This is a genomic window from Facklamia sp. P9177 (assembly GCF_050409585.1).
Lineage (GTDB): Bacteria > Bacillota > Bacilli > Lactobacillales > Aerococcaceae > Facklamia.
Map to the genome: position 1 here is coordinate 114,997 of NZ_JBNUPE010000003.1, position 23,202 is coordinate 138,198.

Here is a 23,202-nt window from a genome sequence, read left to right on the forward strand (position 1 = left end):
AGTACCCCCTCTAATGATTTCCTCATTAGTCCTGTTCAAAAAATTCATAATCATTCTATTTCTTTAAAAATTAGCCTAAGCCTAGTCTTTTCTCTAGCGCTGCAATTTTTTCTTCTTTTGTAATCTGGTCTGAAATAGCATTAATTGCCATCAAAATAGCGCGATCTTCTTGAGTCAAATTGGGATCAAGTTCTTTTAATTGTTGTAATTGTTGAGTCAGTAATTGAACAACTGCATCCATGTGCTCTCTCGAACGATGACCCACAATGGTATAGACTCTGCCTTCAATCAATGCCTTATAACGGTTCTTCTCTTCCATGTAATCTCCTCTTTAAGCTTGATTCTCCCACTATTTTACCAAAAGTCCCTCTATAATGCACCTTTCCTATACGAATATTAAAGAAGATGGTAAACTGATAATTATGATAGCCAATTCATAAAAGGTGGGATATAAATGAACAGCGTCACTCTCGAAGTAAACCCAGCAACTCTTAAAGTTATGGAAGAAAATTACCAAAGACACTTAATTGACCCCGTTCCCTATAGCCTCTTTAGAGCTAAATTAGCTTATGTAACCATTACAGCTTATAAATCTGGCAAAGTCCTCTTTCAAGGAAAAGCAGCTGAAGAAGAAGCGCGAATATGGGCTAAAGACTTGCCTCAATCAATCCACACGAATTTTCTCGAAAACAACACTCATTTACCTGACCGGATTCAATTTAAGAATTTAATTGGGTCGGATGAAGTGGGAAACGGATCTTACTTTGGACCCTTGACTGTATGTGCAGTCTATCTTCCTTTTGAAAAACAAGAATTAATTAAAGAACTTGGCGTAAAAGATTCTAAAAATTTATCTGATCATGAAATCGAAAGCATTGCGGCTAATCTCATACACTCAGTTGATTATCATTTAACAATTGCTAATCCACAAAAATACAATCAAATGATTAAAAAATATAATGCTAACGGACTTAAGGCGAGATTACATAACTTTACTATTAAAGAACTATATAAAAAACTATCTCCTGAACAGAAAAAGCAACTTGATGGAGTAATAATTGATCAATTTACGTCAGAAAAGAATTATTACCAACACTTAAAAAACGAAAAGGAAGTTTATCGCGCCCATGTCTATTTTGCTAAAAGGGCCGAATCTATTCATCTGGCCGTTGCTTGTGCTTCCATTATTGCAAGAGATGCCTTTGTTAAAAAACTTCATTCGCTCGGTGAAACTTTTGGCGGCAAACTACCTTCAGGGGCAGGCAGAAATGTTGATCTTTATGCATCAAAATTAATCGACCGCTATGGGATTGAAAGTCTCAATCAAACAGCTAAACTCCATTTTGCTAACACACAAAAAGCTAAAAAGTTAAGCAAAAAATATCGTCATTAAGAAAAAGCTGCCGATTTTTATCGACAGCTTTTTTATAGTCAATGCGAGGGTCATTTATCTAGTCAATTGTAGTTTCAGGAATATTTTCCAGTTGATTGATTAATTTTACATAGCGAATAAATTTAGCTATACATTTTTCTAAATGGTCAACTGTTTTAGGGTCGGTAATGTTCCCTTCAGCATCAAATTTATTTTTAGCACCACCTAGTAAAAATTCATTTCCAGGGAAGACATAAGCATCCACTCTAGGAGACTCCAAAATTTGATCCATATGTAATTGAGCACGCGAGGTCCCTTGTTCCAAATAGGATGCTCCAATAACATACACAGGCTTATGAATAAAAGGTGTAACTTTATAAGATAGCCATTCAATTGTAGATTTTAAAGCAGGTGGAACAGTATGGATATGTTCTGGGGTGGCTATTAATATACCATCCGCTTGAAGTATTTTTTTATTTAATAACTGAATCGCCGGATGATCTGTTTGATCATTACTAGCATCAAACATCGGAATTTGGTTAATTTCAAGAATTTCTAATTCAAAATATTCAGCAAAGTGCCGCTTTATATACTGTAATAATAAACGATTAGACGAAAATTCTGCATTAGAGCCTACGATTCCTACTAATTTCATATTATCCCCCCTTACTCTTTAGCTTCGAACTGTTGATGATAGAACTTGCGAGCTTCATCCACATTTGCTTGATGCCTTTCTTGTAATAGTTCTGTGACACCAATAAATTGAAGAAAATCATTAAAATAAGCTTCTAACTGATTGACCTTATCTGGGAAAACTAAATTCCCTTCTTTATCAAAAGCCTCTAAAGAGTTCCCCATTAAAAATTCACAACCAGGCATAAGCATTGCACGAATAACTGGTGCATTCATAATTGAACGCAGGTGTTGTTGGGCTCTAGAAGTCCCTAAAACACCATAGGAAGTTCCCACAATCATTAAAGGTTTATCCACAAAAGGAAATATATTATAAGATAACCAAGATAAAGCGTTCGTCAAAGCGGCTGGAATAGAATGATCGTACTCTGCAGTAGCAATAACCACTCCATCGGCTGCCTCAATTTTTTCAGCCATTTCAATGATTACCTCAGGTAATTTCCCATCCGCTGGTTTATTAAAGATTGGCAGGCCTCGAACTTCAAGTAATTCGATATTCGCTCTATCTTGAAAATGTTTTTGAATAAATTGTAATAACTTACGATTGGTAGATTCCGTAGAATTATTTCCAACGATGCCAACAATTTTCTTCATATTATTATACCTCCATAGAATAGTATTCCTAATTAGAATAAAGATAATAGCGTCAAGAAAATAGGGGGTAAAAAGATTGCCGGTGTATAATTTAAAATCTTTAATTCAGTAATATTTAAAATATTCATGCCTAAGCCAATCAATAATAGTGATCCTACTGCAATAATCTCATTTACCACTGCTACTGATAAAATAGGAGCTAAAAAGCCTGCTAAGATTACTAATAAGCCTTGGATGATTATTACTGGAATTGCCGATAGTAAAACACCTGCTCCCAAAGATGAACTCAATAGAATGGCGGTAATGCCATCTAAAATAGACTTGGTATAGAGCGTGGTATTATCACCGGTTAATCCACTTTCTAAAGATCCTAAAATAGACATTGAACCAATACAAAAGATCATTGCTGCTGAAATAAAACCTTGCCCTAACTGACTATCAGATCCTGGTTTTGATATTTTTTTTTCAATTAATGAAATCCCATAAGTTACCTTTTGATCAATATCAATTGATTCCCCAATCATTGCTCCTACAACAACTGACAAAATCATAACAATCGTATTTTCTCCAGCTAAGGTGCCATCAATTCCAATTGCGAGCACGCATAAAGCAATACCATGCATCAATCGCTCATGGATTTTTACAGGGATTCCTGCCTTTAAACCCATACCGATTAAACTACATATAACGATTACGATACCATTAATAATTACACCCATCTTAACAAATCCTTCACATAAAATTAAGAGCATCCAAAGGATACTCTTGCTTGACTGGCGTACTATCTCACCTTGACACTTAATTATTATAAAGATAAATTCATGATTTTTCCATAGAAAACCAAGAACTAATTTTATTTTAATAATTGATTGGAATTTAGTAATTTATCAACTTGATCTTCTGCAGCAAAACCATCCTGCCCATCTTCAACCAAACACATATCAATTAAAGTTTCTTTAGAAAGCGATTGGTTCTTTAAATCATCACCATATAAATTAGAGTGTTTGCGGTAAATACGATATAGTTCTGTTACGATCACTTTAAGTACTGCAAAAGCAGGAACACCTAGAATCACACCCGTTACACCAAATATGCGCCCCGCTCCTAACAGAACAATTAAAATTGTAACTGGATGGATTTTTAAATTCGAGCTAAGAATTTGCGGTTGAATAAGTCTTCCTTCAACTAAAGCCTCAATCCCTATAACCAATAAGACCTTTATTAACATAAAAGGAGAGGCAATTAAACCAATAATTATGGCAGGAATAGCGGCAATGACTGACCCAATATAGGGAATGACATTAAGAAAAGTAGCAAGTACTCCTAAAGTAATCGCATAGTCTAGGCCTATAATGGAAAAACCAGCAGCGAAAATCATGCCCACAATAATTGCAACAATAATTTGGCCACGAATATATTGACCAATCTGATAGTGAGATTGATAAATCATAGTCTTAGTCGTTTCTCTATAGCGATCAGGAATATAATAAAGTATTTTAGGGAATAGCTTATAACCTTCTAATAAAAGATAATAAAGTAAGACAGGAATAGTAACTAAGCCGGTTACAACCGTTGAAACTGTACCTATCACGCTACCTAATCCACCAAAAGTCGATGTAATTAGCGGTTGAATTTGCTGGATAAGTCCGTTTAAATCAACACTCCCCTCTTGATTAGCCAGATTAGGAAAGACTTCATTAAAATCAGGTAGTAAAGGAAGCTTGTTAAAAACATCTTGAATTCCTGCTACATATTTAGGTAAATCATTAATAAATGAGCGCGTCTGACTTTGTACTATCGGCACGAGTGTAGCTACACCCCAAGTTACTAATAATGAGAGGCCAATAAAAATTAACCATATTGATAAATGACGGTTTACACCGCGTCTAGAGAGTTTAACCACTAAGGGCGAGAACAGATAGTACATAATGCCCGTTCCAATGAAAGGAAAGGCAAAGAAGTTCAAGAAATCAAAGAGTGGTTGAAATAAATAAGAAATTTGTGTAAAAGCATAGATTGCCAAGACAATTAAAATAAATTTTAATAGCCGAATAACATTGCGATCATTCAAGAATTCTGACTTAAATAAAAACTGATTTAATTTTCGCATCAATACCCTCCTATCCTATATGAATTCATCTCAATCATACCACAAATAGAATTAAAATGATTGGCTTAACTACGATATAAATCTACCCTTATGCTATAATACTTTTGAAGAAGAAAGGAGTCCATCTTATGAAAGAAAAATATTTTTTAGGTGGTTATACCCGTCGAGTTAATGAAGGATTAACATCGATCACTTTTGATTCTCAAAAAGAAACTTTCACAGAAAGAGAGTTAATCGATACAATTCAAAACCCCACCTATCTTGCCCTCTCAAAAGATAATCGCTATTTATTTGCAATTGAAAAAGAAGAACCTTTTTCAGGAGTGGCAGTATACAAAAAAAAGCATAATGATACCTGGATTAAAAAAAATTATTTTTATCACACCAAAGCAGCAGGATGTCATCTTTTCTATTTAGATTCTAAAAAAGTCCTCTACCTATCAAACTATCATGAAGGCACTATAGAAATCTATCACTTAAATGATGATGAAATAAAACATATACAGACTGTTGCCCACGATGGTTCATCTGTCCATCCTAATCAAACTCAGTCTCGTATCCACTTTACCTCTACTTTCAATCAAGATAAGTTTCTTTATGTTTGTGATTTGGGTAGTGATAAAATTTATGTATATTCCTTAGCTGAGAATGGCTCAATCTCCCATCTTGAGCAATCTTTAAATATTCCAGCTGGAACCGGTCCACGGCATTTAGCAATCCATCCTAATCAGAAATTTATCTACATTATTGGTGAGCTGAATAATACCACGATTTTATGTCATCTAAAACAAAATGGCCATTTAGAGATTATTGAAAGTTATCATAATATTCCAACCGATAGTCACCCAGAAGCCACCGGAGCTGCAATTAGAATTTCAAAAGATGGTAACTTTTTATATGTTTCGACACGCTATCAAGATCAAATTACCCTCTTTGGAGTGGATAAAACTAGCGGTAAGTTAAGCCTTCTACAAAGTATTTCATCATATGGAAAAGTTCCAAGAGATTTCTGCTTATCGCATGATGAAAAATATTTGATTGTGGCTCATCAAGATTCTGATTACCTTACTTTATTTAAGAGAAATTCTGAAAGTGGAATAATTTCTTTAACCGATACAAAAGCTTATGCTCCTGAATGCGTTTGTATATTAGCATTAAATAATAAGTAAATTTCATTAAAAAATATATTCAAAAAGTTAGTGATTAGTTAAAAATCAAAATGATTAGCAGATTCAATAGAATTTGCTAATCATTTTTTTGATAACCTTTTACCTTAATGTCACATACCCAATTTCTTGTCCTTTAGTAACTGAACCGCTAGCAGTAATCTTAAACTCATCGATGATCTCTGAACCATTAACAAAGATAACTAACATCACATTATCCTTACCTGCTGCTTCAATTTCTTGATAATCAACTTCTGAAACAGCAGTGGTTGGTGTTAAGTTATCCCCTTCATTAACCAAAGTATTAAAAGGCTTACCTTCTAATTCCACCGTATCTAATCCCATATGAAGTAGTAATTCTAAATTTTCTATTTGTATTCCCATCGCATGTTTAGTCGGAAAAACATTCATTAATTTACCCTGAACTGGTGAGTAGATGGTTGATTGACTCGGTTGAATAGCGTAGCCATCTCCCATCATTTTCTGAGAAAAAACTTGATCGTTGACTTCTTCTAAAGGAATTATTTGACCATCACAGACAGCATGTAGGCTGATTTTTTTAGCTTTTTTCTTAAATAACCCAAACATTTTATTCCTCCTCTTGACTTCATTTTATCATATTTCTTCACAGACTCCTATTTTAAGAATTGACCACATAGTGACATTTGTTTAATTGTTAGCTATAATAAGCGAGAAAAAGATCACGAGGTGATATATAGTGCAAAACCTAGAATGGATGGAATTATTAAAAATTATTTTCTTAAGTATTGTTCAAGGAATTACAGAGTGGTTACCCATTTCTTCAACTGGACACTTAATTTTAGTTGAGGAATTTATTCAATTAAATCTCAATCCAAATTTTGTTGAAATGTTTCGAACTGTTGTACAATTTGGTTCAATTTTAGCTGTAGTCGTCCTTTATTTTAATAAACTTAACCCTTTGGATTTTAAAAAGTCTAGCCAAGAAAGAAAAAATATCTGGGTAATTTGGTTTAAAGTTGCTTTTGCTACCCTGCCAGCAGGAGTTCTGGGCCTATTGATCAATGATTACATGGAAGAGTATTTTAATACTCCTTATGTGGTCGCTGCTGCCTTAATCATTTATGGTTTTGCTTTCTTGTGGATTGAAAATAAAAAGCCAGCTCGTCATGCTAAACAAGTTAATACTCTTAAAAAGATTTCTTTCCCTACGGCTTTTAAAACCGGTCTATTTCAGGCCTTGTCTTTAATTCCAGGTACTTCACGGTCGGGGTCAACCATCCTCGGTGGACTTTTATTAGGAATGGAAAGAACAGTTGCGACAGAGTTTTCTTTCTTTATGTCAATACCTGTTATGTTCGGAGCTTCTTTAGTTAAGTTAAAAGACTTTGGCTTTGCTTTTACTAGTGCTGAACTTGTTTACCTCTTGGTAGGTATGTTTGTTGCCTTTCTTGTTTCCTTAATCGTCATCCGTTCACTTCTTAAATTCATCAAAACGAATGACTTTAAACCTTTCGGTTACTACCGTATTATTTTGGGTGCCGTTGTCATTTTGTATTATTTATTTAAGTAATCTAAAAGAAATAAGAGTTGACCCTATAGTGACCCCCAAGAAGTTGGACCAGAAAGATGCGTACATGTTATATGTGCTTGTCTTTCTTATTTTATTGTTTTCTAAGCAGCTTGAAGTGATTGGCGATAAGCAAATCGGGCTCATCCAGATCAGGCTTTAAGATACAAAATATATACTTCTAACTTGTTTACGTATAAGGACTTATTTTTATTTCAATTTTATGATTGTTTTTATCTTCTTTTGATTCGCATAAATAATAATTTTTTAAGTTGGTCCATCATACTCAAAGCCAATGGAAGCCCAAAAGCTAGACTTTCGGTCTCACGCTTGGACTTCGGCTTTAAAACTACTTATTAACTAAATTCATAAACGATTGAACTTAATCAATAAGTTTAAGACCCTCTGGTTTAAGTAGATACAGTTGATGACATACCTCTTTTAAATATAAACGATCATGGGAGACGCTAATAATAGTTCCTGGAAATTCGCTTAAAACTTTCCGTATTTTTGGTTGTGAATTCGGAGAAAAATTACGCGTCGGCTCATCTAAGAAAAGAAGATTTGCTCTCATCAAATCCATTTTTAAAAATAATAATTTTGCTTTTTGTCCTCCTGATAATTCATTGATAGGGTGAGACATTTCCTCAGGAAGAAAATTCATACTGGCCAAAAAAGTCATTATTTGTGTTAATTCTTCGCTGCTTCCTTCCTTAGCAAGTAATTGAATCGGTGTCAAATTCGTATCGACGAATTCACTATGATTTTGAGGCATATAGGCAGGTATAATTCCTTCTCTATCACCATCTTGATTGAATAAAAGCCACATATGCTTTAAAAGCGTTGATTTGCCTACCCCATTAGCTCCCACAATTCCTATTTTATCCTGTCCTTGAACCGTTAGATTAATGTTTGGTGCTAGTAAACGACCTTCAACCTTTAAATTAAAATTGCTTACCTCCATAATCTTGCGCGAATCAGCAATTGGAATGGAGTGGTTAAAAAATATCTTAATTGGGTCTTCAATTATCACTTGCTGACTTCCTTGTTGATGTTCGCGTTCAAGTCTTTTGCCCAATGACTTAACGGTCTTCATCTTTTTCGCTAGTAGTCGTCCGCTTGCTGAATCCTTAGTATGATTTAAACGATGATGCAAAGCTGACTCAAGCCTTTGTTGACGAGCAAACTTTTTAGCATATATTCTTTCATTTTGCTCAAAGTCTTTTTGCTGACTCGCGATCCTCTTATCACGATATAGAAGATAGTCCTTATAAGCTAATTTCGAAACTGTATGACATGGGTCTTTTCTATGCAACAATCGCTCTAAATGAATAATCGAAGTGGCTGTTGATTGTAGTAGCGATTCATCATGTGAAACAAATAATATTGCTTGTTTACTTTCGCTAATAAATTTTTCTAAATACCTTATTGAATCAATATCTAAATCATTAGATGGTTCATCTAGTAGAACTAAATCCGCTTGCTGAGCTGCTATCCTTAACAGTGATAATTTTATTTTTTCACCACCTGAGAGGGATCTCACTATTTGTTCAGAATGTAGTCGCTCCCAATCAAAACCTATTTTCATTCCAAATTTGATTATTTTATTATAATCCATTAAAAAGGGATCTACCTTTGCGAAAAAGAACTTTTCAATACTTAAACTAAGATCTTCCTCCTTCATTTGTTGAGGGAGGTATGCCATTTGACTGAAAGAATTAATTTTTTCGCCTTTAATAATTAGATAGTTACTAAGTGATTCATCATTCATTAACCACTTTAAGATAGTCGATTTCCCATTACCTTCTTCGCCAATAATCGCTACTTTTTCGCCGGGATGAATAATAAAAGACAAGTCATCAATAATTTTAACGAAATCCTTACGATGGTATAAGCTTAGACTATTTACCTGTAACATAAAAAAACTCCTTTCTACTCTTGTGCCAAAAATCCATTATTAGCAGCTTAGAATAGAATAGAAGTATCCCCTATGTAACATTTGATACTTTCTAAAAAAGTTCACACTAAATAGAAGTCACTTCTACTCATGCTGCTTTCTTAGAAATTGTTCAAATGTAACACTCCTCTTAATAAGTTACTTTAATTAAAGCATATCTTTTTTTAAAATTCAAATTTCACACTCTAAATACTTATACAAAAAGCTTTCCTTAAAAAATTTTAAGAAAAGCTTTGTATATTATCCCATTGCATTCTCTTTGGTAATTTCAGTCACTCCACCCATATAAGGTACCAATACTTCTGGAATTTTAACACTGCCGTCCGCTTGCTGGTAGTTTTCTAGGATGGCTACAACTGTTCGACCAACAGCTAAGCCAGATCCATTCAAGGTGTGAACATAATTCAACTTGCCTTCAGCGTTGCGGTAACGAATCATAGCGCGTCGCGCTTGGAAAGCTTCTGTGTTAGAGCAAGAAGATATTTCTCGATAGGTATCTTGAGCTGGAACCCAAACTTCAATATCATATGTTTTAGCGGCTGAAAAGCCCATATCTCCAGTACAAAGGGTGATTACCCGATAAGGTAGTTTTAAAGCTTGTAAGATACCTTCAGCATCTTTGACCATAAATTCTAATTCTTCATAAGAACTTTCTGGATGGGCAAATTTAACCATTTCAACCTTATGAAATTGGTGCATACGAATCAGACCTCTAGTATCACGACCGGCTGATCCGGCTTCTGATCTAAATGATGGAGACATGGCGGTAAATTTGACCGGTAACTCTTCCATTGCAATTACTTCATCTCGATAGTAGTTGGTTAGAGGAACTTCCGCTGTTGGGATTAAGACAAATTGACGATCATCACTCAACTCAAAAGTATCTTCTTTAAATTTAGGATATTGTCCTGTTCCAAACATTGACTTTTCATTAACTATATAAGGCGGTATAACTTCGGTATAACCATTTCTAGCCGTATGAGTATCTAACATAAAGTTATAAATAGCGCGCTCCAACCTTGCGCCTAACCCCTTATAGAATACAAAGCGTGAACCTGATACTTTGCCTGCTCGTTCAAAATCAAGAATGCCTAAATTCTCTGCAATATCCCAATGATTTAAAGGTTCGAAATCAAAGTCTGTAATCTGACCCCAACGGCGATTTTCAACATTATCTTCTTCATCTTCACCTATTGGTACTGATTCATGAGGTAAATTAGGTAATCCATGTTCAATTTGAGCCAAAGCAATGTCTAGCTGATTTAAAGTCTCATCTAATTCAGCTATTTCTTGCCCTATAACTTGCATGGCTTGAATCTGTTCATCCACATTTCCTTTATTGCGCTTAATAGTGGCAATTTCTTGCGAAACTTTATTACGGACCCCTTTTTTCTCTTCTACTTGAGTTAATAGAGCTCTTCTTTTTTTATCCAACTCTTTAAATTCATTTAAAATTTCTGTTTTTACTCCGCGATGACTTAATTGCTCAACTACTTCATCCATATGGTTTCTCAAATAGCGCCTATCTAACATCTTAATTCCTCCTTTATGTAATAAAAAAGAGACCTCCGTCTATTTGGGACGAAAAGGTCTCTTGTTCCGCGGTACCACCCGTTTTTAAGAATTGATTTAAATTCTTACACTTGTATCATAACGGCGATGACCGGCTTTATTTATGCTTAGCTTTCATAAAGCAGAATGAATACGTGGATTCACTGAATAAGTGATTAGCTCTCATCAACCGCTAACTTTCTGCTTGACCCTTATTTCAGATACTATTCGTACTAACTATTAAATTTATTATATTAAATAGATTTTATTTGTCAAGCTATTACCATTTAAGTCTTTGAGCCTTTTCAGTATCACGATAATGATGTATGGCTTCCAATCCTTCATAGTTCTGTTGTCTTAGAGCTTCATAAATAATAATATTAGCCGTATTAGATAAATTTAAAGAACGAATATGCTGATCATTCATCGGGATTCTTAAAGATTGATCTTTATGAGCTTGCATAAAATCTTCAGGTAGCCCAGTCGTTTCCTTACCAAAGATAAAAAACTGCTCATCAATCGTTGAATCAGCTAAATTAGCTTCGCTATAAACTCTTGGTGCAAATTTAGAAATCAAGTACAATTTACGATTACCTAAAAACTTCATAAAGGCTGGTAAACTGTCATGGTAAGTAATGTCGACATGCTCCCAATAATCTAGCCCTGCTCGTTTAAGCATTTTATCCTCAGTAGAAAAACCAAGCGGTTCAATCAAATGTAAACTAGTATTAGTTCCTGCGCAAGTTCTCGAAATATTGCCAGTATTAGCTGGCATTAGGGGCTCATAAAGTACGATATGGTTTTTCATCGTTTAACTCCTTTTAGACTTTAACTCTTTTTTATTTTTGAGACGTTCAATAGCTTTTTTCATTTCTTTGATGGTTTCTGGTTCAGATTCCTTCTGCAGTTGGTCATAAATCATACTAATCATCGCTTGATTTTTATCTCTTTGAATTACACTAACAGCATAGGCAGCAGTTGCTCGAATCACTGGTCGTGGATCTTTTTCAATTAATTCAAGCAGATGCGGCAAGGCTGTTCGGTCCCGATAATTAGCCAAAGCGATAATTGCATTTCTTTGCAAGGGCTTCTTGCCTCGCCAAGACCCCGCTAAATGTCCAAATTGTCGTTTAAAGGCTCTATTGCTAAGTGATAACATATTCTTTAATATTGGTTTTACTTCGTCTTGGATAGGCTCCATTTCAGGATGATGATGAAAATCAATGCCCTTGTTATAAGGACATGAAATCTGACAAATATCACAGCCATAAATGACATGAGTCATTTTTCGGCGATAGTCTTCAGCTAAATGTCCTTTGGTTTGAGTCTGATAGGATAAACATTTCTGCGCATTCATCTTACCGTCACCAAAAAGAGCTTGAGTAGGACAGGCTGTCACACAACGATAACAATCGCCACAACCATATGTAACCCTTTGATCTGGCATAAAAGGAATGTTCGTGATAATTTCACCTAAATAAACGTAACTGCCAAATTCTTTAGTGACCAGCAAACCATTACGACCTATAAAGCCCAATCCAGCTCTTTCAGCCACAACCACATCAATCAATTCCCCCGTATCAACCATCGGTTTAAAACGAGCATCAGGAATTTCTGCTTGGATAAGATCAATAACCCTTTGCATACGTTCTGATAAAATATGATGGTAGTCTTTCCCCCAAGAAGCACGAGCAAAACTACCACGACGTTCTTCTTTATTAGAAGCTGGTTCCTTTCTAAAGTTACTAGGATAAGCCAAAGCAATCGAAATAATTGATTGGGCCCCTTCAAAGATTTTTTCAGGATAGATTCTCTCCTCAATGATAGGATGTTCAAAACCAGTGGTATGTCCTTTCGCCTTTTGCTCTCTTAAACTTTCCTCTAAATGGTCAAAAGGTTCCGCTGTCGTAAAACCGATCTTATCCACTCCTAAGTCTTTCAGCGATTTTTTTAAAATGGATTTGACTTTAATAGCCTCTTCTTTTGAGATCAGTTTGTTCAACTCCTATCTAAAAAAAGCACCATAAACGACAAGCGTTTACAGTGCTTCATAATACAAATTTTTACTCTTCTTCTTCGTCTTTAGCACCAATTACTTCAGGTTCTATCACTTCAGTTTCTTCCTCTTCCTCTGGTTCTTCTGTTGGAGCAGAAACTGAAACGATTGTTTCAGTTGAATCTTCTAAGATTTCAACGCCTGCTGGAACTGCTAAGTCAGCAATTGTCTTAGTGTCACCAATTTCCATTCCAGTAACATCAATTTCAAATGAGTTCGGAATAGTGTCTGGTTTAGTTTCGATTTCCACTGTATTAAGTGTTTGTTCCACAATGCCAATTTTAACTGTTTCTTCGTTAATAATGCTTAATGGAACTTCAACAATAATCTTCTGATCAGCAGAGATAGCTTCTAGGTCAACTGAATAGAAAATATCTTTTAAAGCTGCTTTAGAAAAGTCTTTCAAGATTACTTTTTGCGTTTTACCGTCGTAGTTTAAATCAAAAACCGCGTTAGATCCTTCTTTTTTTAGAAGTGATTCGAATTCGCGACGATCAACTAATAAAGAAGTTGCTTCTAATTTTTGCCCATATAAAACTACTGGAATTTTACCTTCACGACGTGCTTGTTTAGAAGCACCGGTACCTGTCTTTGTTCTTAATTCTGCACTAATTGCCATATATAAGAGCTCCTTTATAACTTATTGCATATAGAATGCTAGATTTGCTGTAAATTTTTACACATAAATTATCATATCAAAAACCAGCTCACAATACCAGTGTTTTATGACTAGTCTTAGTGATTTTTCTATATAATTTTCTTTTTTACCCTTATTCTTTTAAAAAAATAACTACAAACTTAATTTATTTATCTTTGGTAGTGGTTTTTCTACTAGTCGTTTTATCTTTTGTTGTTACTTTTTAGCGCTTTTTTCCTTTTCATAAATATTTGAGGGATTATCTAAATCAATACTTTGTTTATCTTGATTACCTTCTTGAGCAGCCTTAATAAGAGTATAAGTTGACATCTTATAAGCATCACTTGCAATATTTGCTTTATTGGTACTATCACAAGCAGCTAATACAAGAATGGTAATAAGAAATAAACTTAGTCTTAAAAATGGGCTTTTTAATTTTCTAAGTTTTCCTTTCTAATTGCTTGTCTTCTAACTAGTTAAATCTTAGTCAACCCTTGTGCGATTGTCTAGTCAATCCCCTTATTCTAGCTAGTCTAATTTAAAATAAAAAACAGCCAATCTGGCTGAACTCTCTAAAAAGTATTTTTTAAAAAAATATGAGATTTTTTGCTAAAAATCTTTAGCTTTATTACAAATACCGCCGGAGGGAATCGAACCCCCATCGAAAGAACCGGAATCTTCCGTGATATCCATTACACTACGGCGGCCTAACGATTACCTATTATACCAAACTCAAATTGCTAAAAGCAAGAAATAAGCCAATAAAAAAGGACTAACAATTAATGATGCTAGTCCTATTCTAAAAATAAGATTGTAAAAATTATCCACTATTGGTCCATGATTGAACCTTGTCTAGACCTAAGGTAAATTATTGGTGTGGTTGTGCCATCTGGATGAAGACGCTCAATTAAAATCAAACCTGCGTCATTGGCATAATAGATACGGATTGTATCTCCGTTATTCTTTTCCATCTCTTCAACAAGCAAAACATCAGTATAAATTTCTTGACCAATTGTTAGCGAGTCCACCCTACCAATTACTTTTTTCTTAATTTCTTCTTGATAGCCTGATTTAAAAATTGTTCCTTCACTTATATCTACAGGTAGAATGAGTGAAACATTGTCATCTGAAGCATCAGCGGAATACCTCAGGTCTTCCACTACCGTATAATTATCAAAGTAAGCGAGTTCATATAGACCATCGGGCTTAATTTGATAAACGTAGGCTACGGCTTTTGTATCTGTAAACTCTGCGACTTGAAAAACTCCATTTGCATCAGGCATGAATTCCATGATGATATCTTTAGTAGAGTATTCACTTCCATCTCCCACGTATTGATAATTTAAATAATGCACATAAGGAATGAGTTGCTTAAATAGACCGACATCAGGTAGAGGGTCAAAAACAGCTTCATTACTTGTTTCAAAAATTTCTTGACTAGATGGCTCGTCAGTTTGCTCTATCCCTACTTGCTCTTCTGTCGTTTCCTCTTGGCCGTGAACTATTGCTAAAGGATTTAAATTAAAAACCAGGAAAATGCCTAAAAGAGTTAAGAGCAGGTACATTTTTTGAAATTTACTTTTATTCAAATTCATTCTACCTCCCATGTAATTGTTATTATATCTATAATATATCCTTCTTCAACATAACTATTATATCATAGCTAGTTTAAAGGAGGCTTGAGTTAAAATGGAATATTTAATGAAATTAAGCCTGTAACACGCTAATCTTATGAATTTTTTATGAAGACTCATTTTAAGATGTTATTAATAGCGTTTTCTAAAATCCTTATGATATGCTATAGAGACAAGACGTAAGTTAAAGGAGAGAAAAAAATGACAAATTGTATTTTTTGTAAGATTATCAACGGAGAGGTTCCTAGCGCTAAGGTCTATGAAGATGATGAGGTCTTTGCCTTTTTAGATATCACTCAAGTTACCAAAGGACATACTTTAGTCATACCAAAGAAACATGTTAAAGATATTTTTGAGTATGATCCAGAGTTAGCAAGTACCGTTTTTAGTCGAATTCCGAAAATTGCCGACGCCATTAAAAAAAGCATACCAGGTGTTAAGGGCATGAATATTCTCAATAACAATGGAGAAGTCGCCTATCAATCTGTTTTCCATTCACACATTCACCTGATTCCACGTTATCATAAAGAAGAAGGATTTAAATTACATTTTGAAGACCATTCAGATGGTTACACTCAGGATGAATTTCAGCAATTGGCAGCATCAATTAAACAAACAATAGAAAGTGGCGATTAGTATGAAAAATTTCCCACAAGGTTTTCTAACTGGCTTAGCTCTTGGAGTACTAGCGGGGTTAATGAATGCTAAACAATCTGGTGAGAAAACAAGACATCAACTAAAAAAGACTTATAAAGATTTTAAAGTTGATTTCCAACAAGTTGATCAAGACTATGCCCGTTTTCATTCAGCTATTCAGTCATTGACTGCAGAAGCTAAGCAAACTATGGACTTTATTTCTCATTTAACCAATCAAACTAAACAAAAAGTCATGGATGAAACAGAACCAAGAATAAGAAGGATTAAAGAAAATGTTAAGCAATTAAATGAAGATATTGAGGGAATATCTTCAGCTAATTTAAACTCATATAAGAATTAAATTCAGGTTTTAATTTATAAAAATTATGATGTTTTTTAGAATTTCTAGCTTATATTATCTTTTCTAATCATTAAGTGTTAAGATATATTTATGCTTATGTTATAGCAAATTATAGTAGAACTATAGGAGTGAAAATTAATATGAAAAAATCAATCCGTACTTGGATTTTAACAGCAGCAAGTGTCGCACTTGTTGCATTGCCGAATTTAACAAGCGTTTCAGCTCAAGAGGGTGTAATTGCCACTATTGGAGAGACAACTATCACTGCTGAAGATTTTTATCAAGATATGAAAGAACAATTTGGCTCTACTGCTCTACGCTCAAAAATTATTGAAGCTGTTTTAATTGAAAATGTAGAAGACGCTGAAGGAGCTAAAACAAGAGCTGCTGAAGAAGTTCAGTCACAAATTCAAGAATTAGGTGGAGAAGAGGTATTCCAACAATTCTTATCTTACCAACAATTAGGTAGCGCTGAACAATATGAATACCAATTATATATCCGTAATCTTTTACAAGAAATTGTTGAAGGTCGCATCGATATGTCAGATGAAGCCATTCAAAATTTCTATGATAATGATTACCAACCAATGATGGAAGCACAGCATATTCTAGTTGATACGGAAGAAGAAGCTTTAAATGCTATTGAGCGCATCAATAATGGCGAAGAATTCGATACCGTTGCTCAAGAATTATCTAAAGATGGTTCTGCAGAAAATGGTGGATTATTAGCCCCTTTCTCGCCAGGACAAATGGTTCCAGAATTTGAAGAAGCAGTTAAGTCTTTAGCTAATGGAGAAATGACGAGCGAACCTGTTCAATCTGAATTTGGCTACCACGTTATTAAAACAATCAACAATGGTGAAAAGAAACCATTAGAAGAGAGTAAAGAAGAAGTAGTTGAAGCATATAAACAAAGTAAGTATGCTGACTCTAACTTTACCTATGGAATTGTCGGAGAGCTTATTAAAAACTCTGACTTAAAGATTGAAGATCCTGAATTAAAAAATGCAGTGGATGATTTAATCAATTTAGCTGACCAACCAGAGGATGCTTCTGCTGAGGAAGTACCTGCTGCTGAAGAGGCTCCTGCTGAAGAGGCTCCTGCTGAAGAAGCGCCAGCCGAATAGAAACTATTTTAAATATAAAAAGGTTGAGGAAAATCCTCAACCTTTTTTGTTTTACTGTATTAAAATATTAAAGCGTTTCACGTGATTTTTGCTCTTTAATTAAGTTATTAACTTCTGCCATCAATGCTTTCGGCAAGTCTTTAGTATCCATTAATTCATTATGAACAATAAAGTGTTCAAGTTCATAAAGATTTATAATCCATGGAGCTACATCCTCAGCATTGGCTTCTTCTCTATCAGCAAACCAATATTCAAAAGTAAAGAGCGTAGTATCTTTTTCTCCAGGATCAATTGTTAGAACCATATCGTCATTTTTCCATAAATAGGCCAATAAATGTCCTTCTTCAACATCTGTTAACATCAAATGATGCGCTTGTCCATTTCTTGTTACTTTAAATGACCCACCTGGTTTGCAGTCAATCATCCTCATATCTGACTTCCACTTAGATAAGTATTCATTATCAGTCAAATGGTTCCATACTGCTTCCGGAGTTGCATTAATTTCTCCTTCAAAGAATAGAGAAAAACCAAGATCAGTTTGAGGGTTTTCTACTTGTTCATGGTGACAACCACATCCATGATGGTAGTTATGTTCTGCATGATGATGGCATCCACATAAGTGCTCAGAGTTCGATTTAGAATGATTAACTTGGCATTGACTCTCATGATTAGACGCATGATTTTTGCAATTACATTTCTTTGGATTGCTATTATCTGTCATTTATTTGCCTACTTTCTAAAATTTGGTTTATAAAAACTACGACGATCCAATGGGAAAATTTGAGCACTTTCTTGACCTTCTTGTGTCTTATCTAAAACAGACAAAATCATATTAACAGTAGCATCTAAATTATCAATATGGTGAAGAATTTCTGCTTCAAGAATACGCGGTTGAACAGGACTACCATATTCCAATTTACCATGATGTGCTAGTACAACGTGCTTTAATAAAACAACGGCTTCTTTATTAGGATCAATACCAATTTGTTGACATACTTGTTCAATCATTTCTGACATAATGACGATATGACCTAACATTTTACCTTTAAAAGTATATTCGGTTGAGATAGCTCCAGATAGTTCAATTGTTTTGCCGATATCGTGAAGTATCAGTCCACCAATAAGTAGGCTAGAATTTATTTGCGGATAGATAGCCAAAAGTGCTCTAGCAATTTTCAACATAGAAACAGTATGATAACTTAAACCGCCTGCCATTGCATGATGGTTTCTTTTAGCAGCTGGATAGCTGTAAAAAGCTTCTTCATGTTCACTCAAAATTTTTCGCACAATTCGATTAATATTCGGTTCTTGAATGAGAAATAAAGCGTCATTAATCTGTTCTTTTATATCATCAATTTTCATAGAAATTCGTTCAACATAAAGTGTTGGATCGTTGGGTTCTCCTTCTTCAGCTAAACGAAGTGCTTTAATTTTTACTTGAGGACTTCCTTGATAAGTATCCCGATTAGCTCTCAGAAAAACAACCTTACCGACTTGGAATTTGTTAATTTCTTCTTCAGTAGCAGACCAATACATACCATCCATGGATCCAGAACGGTCTTGAAAACGGAAGGCAATAAATGGTTTGCCATTTCTAGCGGTTCTCACATCTGCTGCTTTAATAAGAACATAAATTCCAAATTCGTCTCCTTCATTAATCTCATATAATAAACTCATTTAGCTCTCCTCCTGGGTTGAATTCGTTTCTATTAGCTCGTCTAAGTTAATCATCGAATCAATCGCTAATGTATCCGCAGCCATTTGATCAAAAGTAAAGAATAAAACTTGATGATTTTGACTGATGGTCTCTAAAACTTTATACATGCTTGCTTTACGTATTTCGTCGAAGTTCACAAAAGCATCGTCGATTATGATAGGCATTGATACCATTGAAGAGGCATTCACTATAAAAGCTAAACGTAGAGCGACATATAATTGCTCCAAGGTTCCTTGCGAAAGTTCATGAGGTGAAAACAGCACATCTGAAAACTGTTTAACTTTGATTCCAGTTTTATTCAATTTAATTTGATCATAACGCCCATAAGTTAATTTAGAAAAAATTTCATTAGCCATTTTATTCATTTCAGGAATCGGACTATCCATTCCTTGTCTTAATGTTTGATAGATTAAATCGACAGCAATTTTTTTCTTACTCCACTCTTGAACATATTTAATGATTTCTGCTTTCTTATCTTCCAGTTTTTGTTGTAAGACTTGATAACTTCCATCTTGCTCAAGCTGATTTAAAGCCACTTCAATATTTGCACGCTGATATTGATGAGGTTGTACACGACTTTTATTAAGCGTTAATTCATTTTGAACCTTATTATATTGATTGATTAATGACTGTTTACTTTCGATAGCTGACATCTCATTTTCATAACCTCTAATCTGCTCACTATACAAGTGACGTTTTTCTTTGAGTTGCTGAATTTGATTATTGGCTTGAACTTTTTGTCTAAAGTCAACTTGGTCAAAGGAGTTTGTTGATTGATAAATTGATTCAATGATTTCTTGCTGCTCTTGTAGATGTTTTTTCTCTTGAGCAATGATATCTTGAGCATTTCTTATACGTTCCTCCATCGCTTTACCACGTTCCACTTGACGGGCGATTGAAACTTCAGTTTCTTCAACGTGGTGTATAAGAACCTTGATACTTTGATCTCCCAAAGGAAAACGCTCAAGTAGTGGAGCGATTTGTTTGCGCCATTTGGCAATCTCGACATTGAGGTCATTTCGCTCTTCTTCATATTGTTGACGAATTGTTTCAGCTTGAAAGTACTCTTTAACCGGATTCGATTTAAGAACAATTTCTGCATCTGCAGTTGGATAAAAGCCTAAGGCAACTAACCATCGTTGCTGCTCTTGTCTTTTTCTGACTAAGTTTTCTTCAACCGATCGAAGATTGGCTTCTCGTTGATTGATGTCTTGACCTAGTTCTTGACTTCTATCTTGATAATGGCGCTCTTTTCTTTGTAATTCAGCCATTTTCTCAATTGCTGGAGAGGAATGAAATTTCTTTTTATATTTTAGATGCTCAAAGAAGACATAAGCGGTTGAAAGTATACCTAATCCGATTAAAATCAAAGCAATCCAACGGAAATTCGCCCCTGTCTGATTAAGTAAATGATAAATACCCATTGCTAGTCCTAAAATGATTGAAAGAGCCCCTATAAGATAATGCCTAATATTTGTAGCTTGTTGTAATTGAGCTCTTTCATTCATACGCATACTTTCTAGTTTTGCGTGCTGCTGTCTAACTGTGACAGAGTAGGTTTGCAATTCTTTTCGCTGATCTAGGAAAACTTTTCTCTCTGCTTGAATAGAATCTTTTTGTCCTTCAAAATCATCTATGGCCGCTTGAATTTCGTAACCTTGCTCGATTTCACGGTCAAACTCTGAGGACTTCTTTACTTTTTCAGGATAAAACTGTCCTTCACGAGCCAGTCGAGCCATAGTATTGGTTTGTTCTTGAATTCTTTCTAAAACGTGTTCTAAACGTAAATCCACCTTTTTAATATGGGCGGTATCACTTGACCATTGTCTCCTTTGGTCTTCGTGGTTTTTTCCCCAATTTAGACGGGTTAGGGTACTCATTTCATTGTTTAAATTGTGAATACGCTCTTGCATTTGTTGTATAGTCTTTTGACTATCATTTTTGGTCCGAACAGCCTCTTCTAATTTTTCTGGCATATCCTTATCCATTTTAGTAAAAACTAATTGCTCTAACTCTCTTTGAGCGACGAGGTCTTTTTGATAAATATCAAACCTTGTCATCAACTGATCCAATTGTCTTTGCTTTTCTTCTAAATCATGAATAGACTGATTAAGGGCTTCAATTTGATCTATTTCAGCTTGCTGTTGGTCGAACAGGTCATCATACTTCGCCATATTTTGCTTCATTTTCTCAATGGATTGACTAAGTTCTTCAAATTCCAATAACGCTTGATTAAGTTTAGGATTTTTCCCCTTTAATTTATAAAGTTGCCCCAGATCTTTTTCGAAATATTTAGCCACAGAAAGAAATTTATCTGATCCAACCGTTCCGATTGATAGGAAATAATCACCCAATTTTTCTGCATCAACATTTGACAGTTCCTGCAAATTTTGCAGTGAAAAGGCATAAAAGGAGTCAAAGAGGTTTTCATCTAATCCACTTAAGATTTGATCTAACACTAGTTGTTCAAGCTCATGCCCTTTTGTATCTGTTAAAGTTAGACCTCTATTAGTTCTTTCCACCCAAATATCTCCATGGCTAGTTTCTTTTAAAAGAATTCTGCCCCCATATACTTCACTAAGTTTGGGTTCATAGCGATTAATTTGATTGACCCGTCGATGTTTAGAAGGAAATCCGAAAAGAATACTTCGAATAAAAGATTGGAGTGTTGATTTCCCAGCTTCGTTCTGACCAAAAATCAACTGTAATTGATCATCTAAATCAAAGCGTTGATTAACCCATTTACCGTATCCATAGATATCAAGGGTGCTAATCTTCACTATCAATCGCCTCCTTAAATTCAAATCCGATTGCTTGAATCATTAACTCTTGTGCCGATCGAATAGATTCCTTCTTCAATTCTTCATCCAATGATAAATCTGACATCCTTTGCTTAATAATTGGGTGGTCAAATAATTCTGCTAGACTTTCATGATATGCTTTACCTTCTTGCATATCTTGACAAGCCGCTTGGAAGCTAGTTTTTAATGTTTTATCATATTCGAAGGCATCTAATACCATTTGACGCTCAAGCTTTACCCTAACAATAATCGCGAATTTTTCGATCGACTGGGGTTCAGTGAGTATCGATTCAACCTCACCTTTTTCAATTTGTTCTTGTATATCGATTGGCAAACGTTGTGCATTTTTTAAAGTTAAAGAAATAATCTTCGAAGGTAGGCCCTTATCAACCTCATCTTTAAAGTTATTGACTAAGGATTCTATCGCCCATAACAAATCATTAACTTGCCAGTTTTCCTGACACTCTATGATTTCATCTCTCCATTCAATTTCAGCTAAATGAATAAATTCAGATTTTACCTTTTGATCGACTTCTAAGGTGACTAAATAGGCTCCCTTGTCGCCAATCTCCAGGCGATTTCTACCTTGAGGACTACCAGCATATTGAATAAGCGGGAATGTGGATAAAGTATTTGCCTGATGGATATGTCCAAGAGCCCAGTAATCATAATTTTTTGAGATTAGTTGCTCCAATGTAAAAGGAGCATAATTTCCCTTTTGCGTCTTACTTAACAATTCCCCATGATATAAACCTACGGTAAAGTCCGTTTCATTGTTTTTTACAGGGAATTCTTGGGCCTTGGACTCATGAATCCAACGTTTATTATAAGAAAAACCATAGAAGCGACAAGTTTGATTATCATTTGTCTTTATATCGATATGGTCAATCGACTCATCTTTAAAGACGTAAACATTTTCAGGATATTGCATCAGTAAGCGTTGGTTATTAAGAAAGTCATGATTCCCATGACAAATAACCACTGGGATTTCTGCTGCTTTCAGTCGTTCTAATTCTTTTAAAAAAGCATGTTGAGCATAAATTGTTTGTTTTTGAGTGTCATAAATATCTCCTGCAATAACAACAGCGTCTACATCTTCTTTAATAGCGTATGAAACGCCTCGATGGAATGCCTTATATGGAGCTTGGATTAGAACTTCTTGTAAGCTAGGGTATTGTTTTTGCATTCCAGCAAAGGGGCTATCTAAATGTAGGTCAGCAAAATGCATGAAACGCATCTCG

Annotated in this window: 22 protein-coding genes, 1 tRNA gene and 1 other annotated feature; of the genes, 6 read left to right on the top strand and 17 right to left on the bottom strand. The window is 34.8% G+C overall.

Annotated features, from left to right (window positions below; all coding sequences use genetic code 11):
• Positions 1–70 precede the first annotated feature (70 nt).
• Positions 71–319: a cell division protein ZapA gene (gene zapA, locus ACQV18_RS02385; protein WP_428872956.1), complete on the bottom strand. Its 249-nt coding sequence runs from the start codon at positions 317–319 to the stop codon at positions 71–73.
• 135 nt (positions 320–454) lie between these two features.
• Here zapA and rnhC point away from each other — a divergent pair, with 135 nt between their 5' ends.
• On the top strand, positions 455–1,393 hold the full coding sequence (gene rnhC / locus ACQV18_RS02390; RefSeq protein WP_428872954.1) for a ribonuclease HIII: 939 nt from the start codon (positions 455–457) through the stop codon (positions 1,391–1,393).
• A gap of 58 nt (positions 1,394–1,451) precedes the next feature.
• Here rnhC and ACQV18_RS02395 read toward each other — a convergent pair whose 3' ends face one another.
• The 4 genes from ACQV18_RS02395 to ACQV18_RS02410 form a co-directional block, all read right to left on the bottom strand.
• Entirely contained in the window at positions 1,452–2,027 is a 576-nt protein-coding gene (locus ACQV18_RS02395; protein ID WP_428872952.1) for an NADPH-dependent FMN reductase, read from the bottom strand.
• 11 nt (positions 2,028–2,038) lie between these two features.
• Positions 2,039–2,659 (bottom strand): NADPH-dependent FMN reductase, encoded by a 621-nt coding sequence (locus ACQV18_RS02400; protein ID WP_428872950.1) that lies wholly within the window; start codon positions 2,657–2,659, stop codon positions 2,039–2,041.
• A 32-nt stretch (positions 2,660–2,691) separates the two neighbouring features.
• Positions 2,692–3,411: a DUF554 domain-containing protein gene (locus ACQV18_RS02405; RefSeq protein WP_428872948.1), complete on the bottom strand. Its 720-nt coding sequence runs from the start codon at positions 3,409–3,411 to the stop codon at positions 2,692–2,694.
• Between the two features lie 101 nt (positions 3,412–3,512).
• Positions 3,513–4,769, bottom strand: a complete 1,257-nt coding sequence (locus ACQV18_RS02410) for an AI-2E family transporter (protein WP_428872946.1) — start codon at positions 4,767–4,769, stop codon at positions 3,513–3,515.
• 128 nt (positions 4,770–4,897) lie between these two features.
• Here ACQV18_RS02410 and ACQV18_RS02415 point away from each other — a divergent pair, with 128 nt between their 5' ends.
• The gene (locus ACQV18_RS02415) at positions 4,898–5,938 is read left to right on the top strand and encodes a lactonase family protein (protein WP_428872945.1); all 1,041 of its coding nucleotides are present in this window, start codon (positions 4,898–4,900) and stop codon (positions 5,936–5,938) included.
• Between the two features lie 99 nt (positions 5,939–6,037).
• Here the strand turns inward: ACQV18_RS02415 and ACQV18_RS02420 are convergent, their stop codons facing one another.
• Positions 6,038–6,523 carry a PTS sugar transporter subunit IIA gene (locus ACQV18_RS02420; protein WP_428892491.1) on the bottom strand — a complete coding sequence of 162 codons (486 nt, stop codon included), beginning with the start codon at positions 6,521–6,523 and terminating at the stop codon, positions 6,038–6,040.
• 148 nt (positions 6,524–6,671) lie between these two features.
• Between ACQV18_RS02420 and ACQV18_RS02425 the strand changes: the two genes are divergently transcribed.
• Positions 6,672–7,487: an undecaprenyl-diphosphate phosphatase gene (locus tag ACQV18_RS02425; RefSeq protein ID WP_428873012.1), complete on the top strand. Its 816-nt coding sequence runs from the start codon at positions 6,672–6,674 to the stop codon at positions 7,485–7,487.
• 379 nt (positions 7,488–7,866) lie between these two features.
• On the opposite strand, the gene ACQV18_RS02430 is transcribed toward ACQV18_RS02425, so the two are convergent.
• The 7 genes from ACQV18_RS02430 to ACQV18_RS02460 all read right to left on the bottom strand — a co-directional run bounded on the left by ACQV18_RS02430 (position 7,867) and on the right by ACQV18_RS02460 (position 15,280).
• Positions 7,867–9,402 carry an ATP-binding cassette domain-containing protein gene (locus ACQV18_RS02430; RefSeq protein WP_428872943.1) on the bottom strand — a complete coding sequence of 512 codons (1,536 nt, stop codon included), beginning with the start codon at positions 9,400–9,402 and terminating at the stop codon, positions 7,867–7,869.
• 279 nt (positions 9,403–9,681) lie between these two features.
• Positions 9,682–10,974: a serine--tRNA ligase gene (gene serS, locus ACQV18_RS02435; protein WP_428872942.1), complete on the bottom strand. Its 1,293-nt coding sequence runs from the start codon at positions 10,972–10,974 to the stop codon at positions 9,682–9,684.
• 41 nt (positions 10,975–11,015) lie between these two features.
• Positions 11,016–11,239 (bottom strand) — a binding site (T-box leader).
• Between the two features lie 33 nt (positions 11,240–11,272).
• Positions 11,273–11,800 (bottom strand): tRNA (uridine(34)/cytosine(34)/5-carboxymethylaminomethyluridine(34)-2'-O)-methyltransferase TrmL, encoded by a 528-nt coding sequence (gene trmL / locus ACQV18_RS02440; protein WP_428872940.1) that lies wholly within the window; start codon positions 11,798–11,800, stop codon positions 11,273–11,275.
• 3 nt (positions 11,801–11,803) lie between these two features.
• Entirely contained in the window at positions 11,804–12,985 is a 1,182-nt protein-coding gene (gene queG, locus ACQV18_RS02445; protein ID WP_428892523.1) for a tRNA epoxyqueuosine(34) reductase QueG, read from the bottom strand.
• 70 nt (positions 12,986–13,055) lie between these two features.
• A complete protein-coding gene (locus tag ACQV18_RS02450; protein ID WP_428872939.1) occupies positions 13,056–13,667 on the bottom strand; it encodes a 50S ribosomal protein L25 in 612 nt (203 codons plus the stop codon).
• A gap of 653 nt (positions 13,668–14,320) precedes the next feature.
• Positions 14,321–14,392 (bottom strand) — tRNA-Arg (locus ACQV18_RS02455).
• 120 nt (positions 14,393–14,512) lie between these two features.
• Positions 14,513–15,280, bottom strand: coding sequence for a hypothetical protein (locus ACQV18_RS02460; RefSeq protein WP_428892492.1), 768 nt, complete (start codon positions 15,278–15,280; stop codon positions 14,513–14,515).
• 240 nt (positions 15,281–15,520) lie between these two features.
• On the opposite strand from ACQV18_RS02460, the gene ACQV18_RS02465 reads away from it, so the two are divergent.
• The 3 genes from ACQV18_RS02465 (at position 15,521) to ACQV18_RS02475 (ending at position 17,443) form a co-directional block, all read left to right on the top strand.
• Entirely contained in the window at positions 15,521–15,955 is a 435-nt protein-coding gene (locus ACQV18_RS02465) for an HIT family protein (protein ID WP_428874644.1), read from the top strand.
• A 1-nt stretch (position 15,956) separates the two neighbouring features.
• On the top strand, positions 15,957–16,316 hold the full coding sequence (locus ACQV18_RS02470) for a YtxH domain-containing protein (RefSeq protein ID WP_428876383.1): 360 nt from the start codon (positions 15,957–15,959) through the stop codon (positions 16,314–16,316).
• A 140-nt stretch (positions 16,317–16,456) separates the two neighbouring features.
• Positions 16,457–17,443 (top strand): peptidylprolyl isomerase, encoded by a 987-nt coding sequence (locus ACQV18_RS02475; RefSeq protein WP_428892493.1) that lies wholly within the window; start codon positions 16,457–16,459, stop codon positions 17,441–17,443.
• A gap of 67 nt (positions 17,444–17,510) precedes the next feature.
• On the opposite strand, the gene ACQV18_RS02480 is transcribed toward ACQV18_RS02475, so the two are convergent.
• Genes ACQV18_RS02480 through ACQV18_RS02495 form a run of 4 tightly spaced genes read right to left on the bottom strand, consistent with a single transcriptional unit; the run spans position 17,511 to position 23,198 of the window.
• A complete protein-coding gene (locus ACQV18_RS02480; RefSeq protein ID WP_428885092.1) occupies positions 17,511–18,164 on the bottom strand; it encodes an SRPBCC domain-containing protein in 654 nt (217 codons plus the stop codon).
• 8 nt (positions 18,165–18,172) lie between these two features.
• Positions 18,173–19,120, bottom strand: a complete 948-nt coding sequence (locus ACQV18_RS02485) for a 3'-5' exoribonuclease YhaM family protein (protein WP_428872931.1) — start codon at positions 19,118–19,120, stop codon at positions 18,173–18,175.
• Positions 19,121–21,940, bottom strand: a complete 2,820-nt coding sequence (locus tag ACQV18_RS02490) for an AAA family ATPase (RefSeq protein WP_428874641.1) — start codon at positions 21,938–21,940, stop codon at positions 19,121–19,123.
• Positions 21,930–23,198 carry a metallophosphoesterase family protein gene (locus ACQV18_RS02495; RefSeq protein WP_428892494.1) on the bottom strand — a complete coding sequence of 423 codons (1,269 nt, stop codon included), beginning with the start codon at positions 23,196–23,198 and terminating at the stop codon, positions 21,930–21,932. Before ACQV18_RS02495 ends, ACQV18_RS02490 begins: the two co-directional genes overlap by 11 nt.
• Positions 23,199–23,202: the final 4 nt, after the last annotated feature.

What these genes read in the sequence shown, in the direction of transcription:
- ACQV18_RS02485 (WP_428872931.1), bottom strand. Translation starts at nt 19,120, where the DNA reads ATGAGTTTATTATATGAGATTAATGAAGGAGACGAATTTGGAATTTAT.
- ACQV18_RS02450 (WP_428872939.1), bottom strand. Translation starts at nt 13,667, where the DNA reads ATGGCAATTAGTGCAGAATTAAGAACAAAGACAGGTACCGGTGCTTCT.
- ACQV18_RS02460 (WP_428892492.1), bottom strand. Translation starts at nt 15,280, where the DNA reads ATGAATTTGAATAAAAGTAAATTTCAAAAAATGTACCTGCTCTTAACT.
- ACQV18_RS02480 (WP_428885092.1), bottom strand. Translation starts at nt 18,164, where the DNA reads ATGACAGATAATAGCAATCCAAAGAAATGTAATTGCAAAAATCATGCG.
- ACQV18_RS02415 (WP_428872945.1), top strand. Translation starts at nt 4,898, where the DNA reads ATGAAAGAAAAATATTTTTTAGGTGGTTATACCCGTCGAGTTAATGAA.
- ACQV18_RS02400 (WP_428872950.1), bottom strand. Translation starts at nt 2,659, where the DNA reads ATGAAGAAAATTGTTGGCATCGTTGGAAATAATTCTACGGAATCTACC.
- ACQV18_RS02495 (WP_428892494.1), bottom strand. Translation starts at nt 23,198, where the DNA reads ATGCGTTTCATGCATTTTGCTGACCTACATTTAGATAGCCCCTTTGCT.
- ACQV18_RS02395 (WP_428872952.1), bottom strand. Translation starts at nt 2,027, where the DNA reads ATGAAATTAGTAGGAATCGTAGGCTCTAATGCAGAATTTTCGTCTAAT.
- ACQV18_RS02405 (WP_428872948.1), bottom strand. Translation starts at nt 3,411, where the DNA reads ATGCTCTTAATTTTATGTGAAGGATTTGTTAAGATGGGTGTAATTATT.
- ACQV18_RS02430 (WP_428872943.1), bottom strand. Translation starts at nt 9,402, where the DNA reads ATGTTACAGGTAAATAGTCTAAGCTTATACCATCGTAAGGATTTCGTT.
- ACQV18_RS02470 (WP_428876383.1), top strand. Translation starts at nt 15,957, where the DNA reads ATGAAAAATTTCCCACAAGGTTTTCTAACTGGCTTAGCTCTTGGAGTA.
- serS (WP_428872942.1), bottom strand. Translation starts at nt 10,974, where the DNA reads ATGTTAGATAGGCGCTATTTGAGAAACCATATGGATGAAGTAGTTGAG.
- ACQV18_RS02410 (WP_428872946.1), bottom strand. Translation starts at nt 4,769, where the DNA reads ATGCGAAAATTAAATCAGTTTTTATTTAAGTCAGAATTCTTGAATGAT.
- ACQV18_RS02425 (WP_428873012.1), top strand. Translation starts at nt 6,672, where the DNA reads ATGGAATTATTAAAAATTATTTTCTTAAGTATTGTTCAAGGAATTACA.
- rnhC (WP_428872954.1), top strand. Translation starts at nt 455, where the DNA reads ATGAACAGCGTCACTCTCGAAGTAAACCCAGCAACTCTTAAAGTTATG.
- zapA (WP_428872956.1), bottom strand. Translation starts at nt 319, where the DNA reads ATGGAAGAGAAGAACCGTTATAAGGCATTGATTGAAGGCAGAGTCTAT.
- ACQV18_RS02465 (WP_428874644.1), top strand. Translation starts at nt 15,521, where the DNA reads ATGACAAATTGTATTTTTTGTAAGATTATCAACGGAGAGGTTCCTAGC.
- trmL (WP_428872940.1), bottom strand. Translation starts at nt 11,800, where the DNA reads ATGAAAAACCATATCGTACTTTATGAGCCCCTAATGCCAGCTAATACT.
- ACQV18_RS02475 (WP_428892493.1), top strand. Translation starts at nt 16,457, where the DNA reads ATGAAAAAATCAATCCGTACTTGGATTTTAACAGCAGCAAGTGTCGCA.
- ACQV18_RS02420 (WP_428892491.1), bottom strand. Translation starts at nt 6,523, where the DNA reads ATGTTTGGGTTATTTAAGAAAAAAGCTAAAAAAATCAGCCTACATGCT.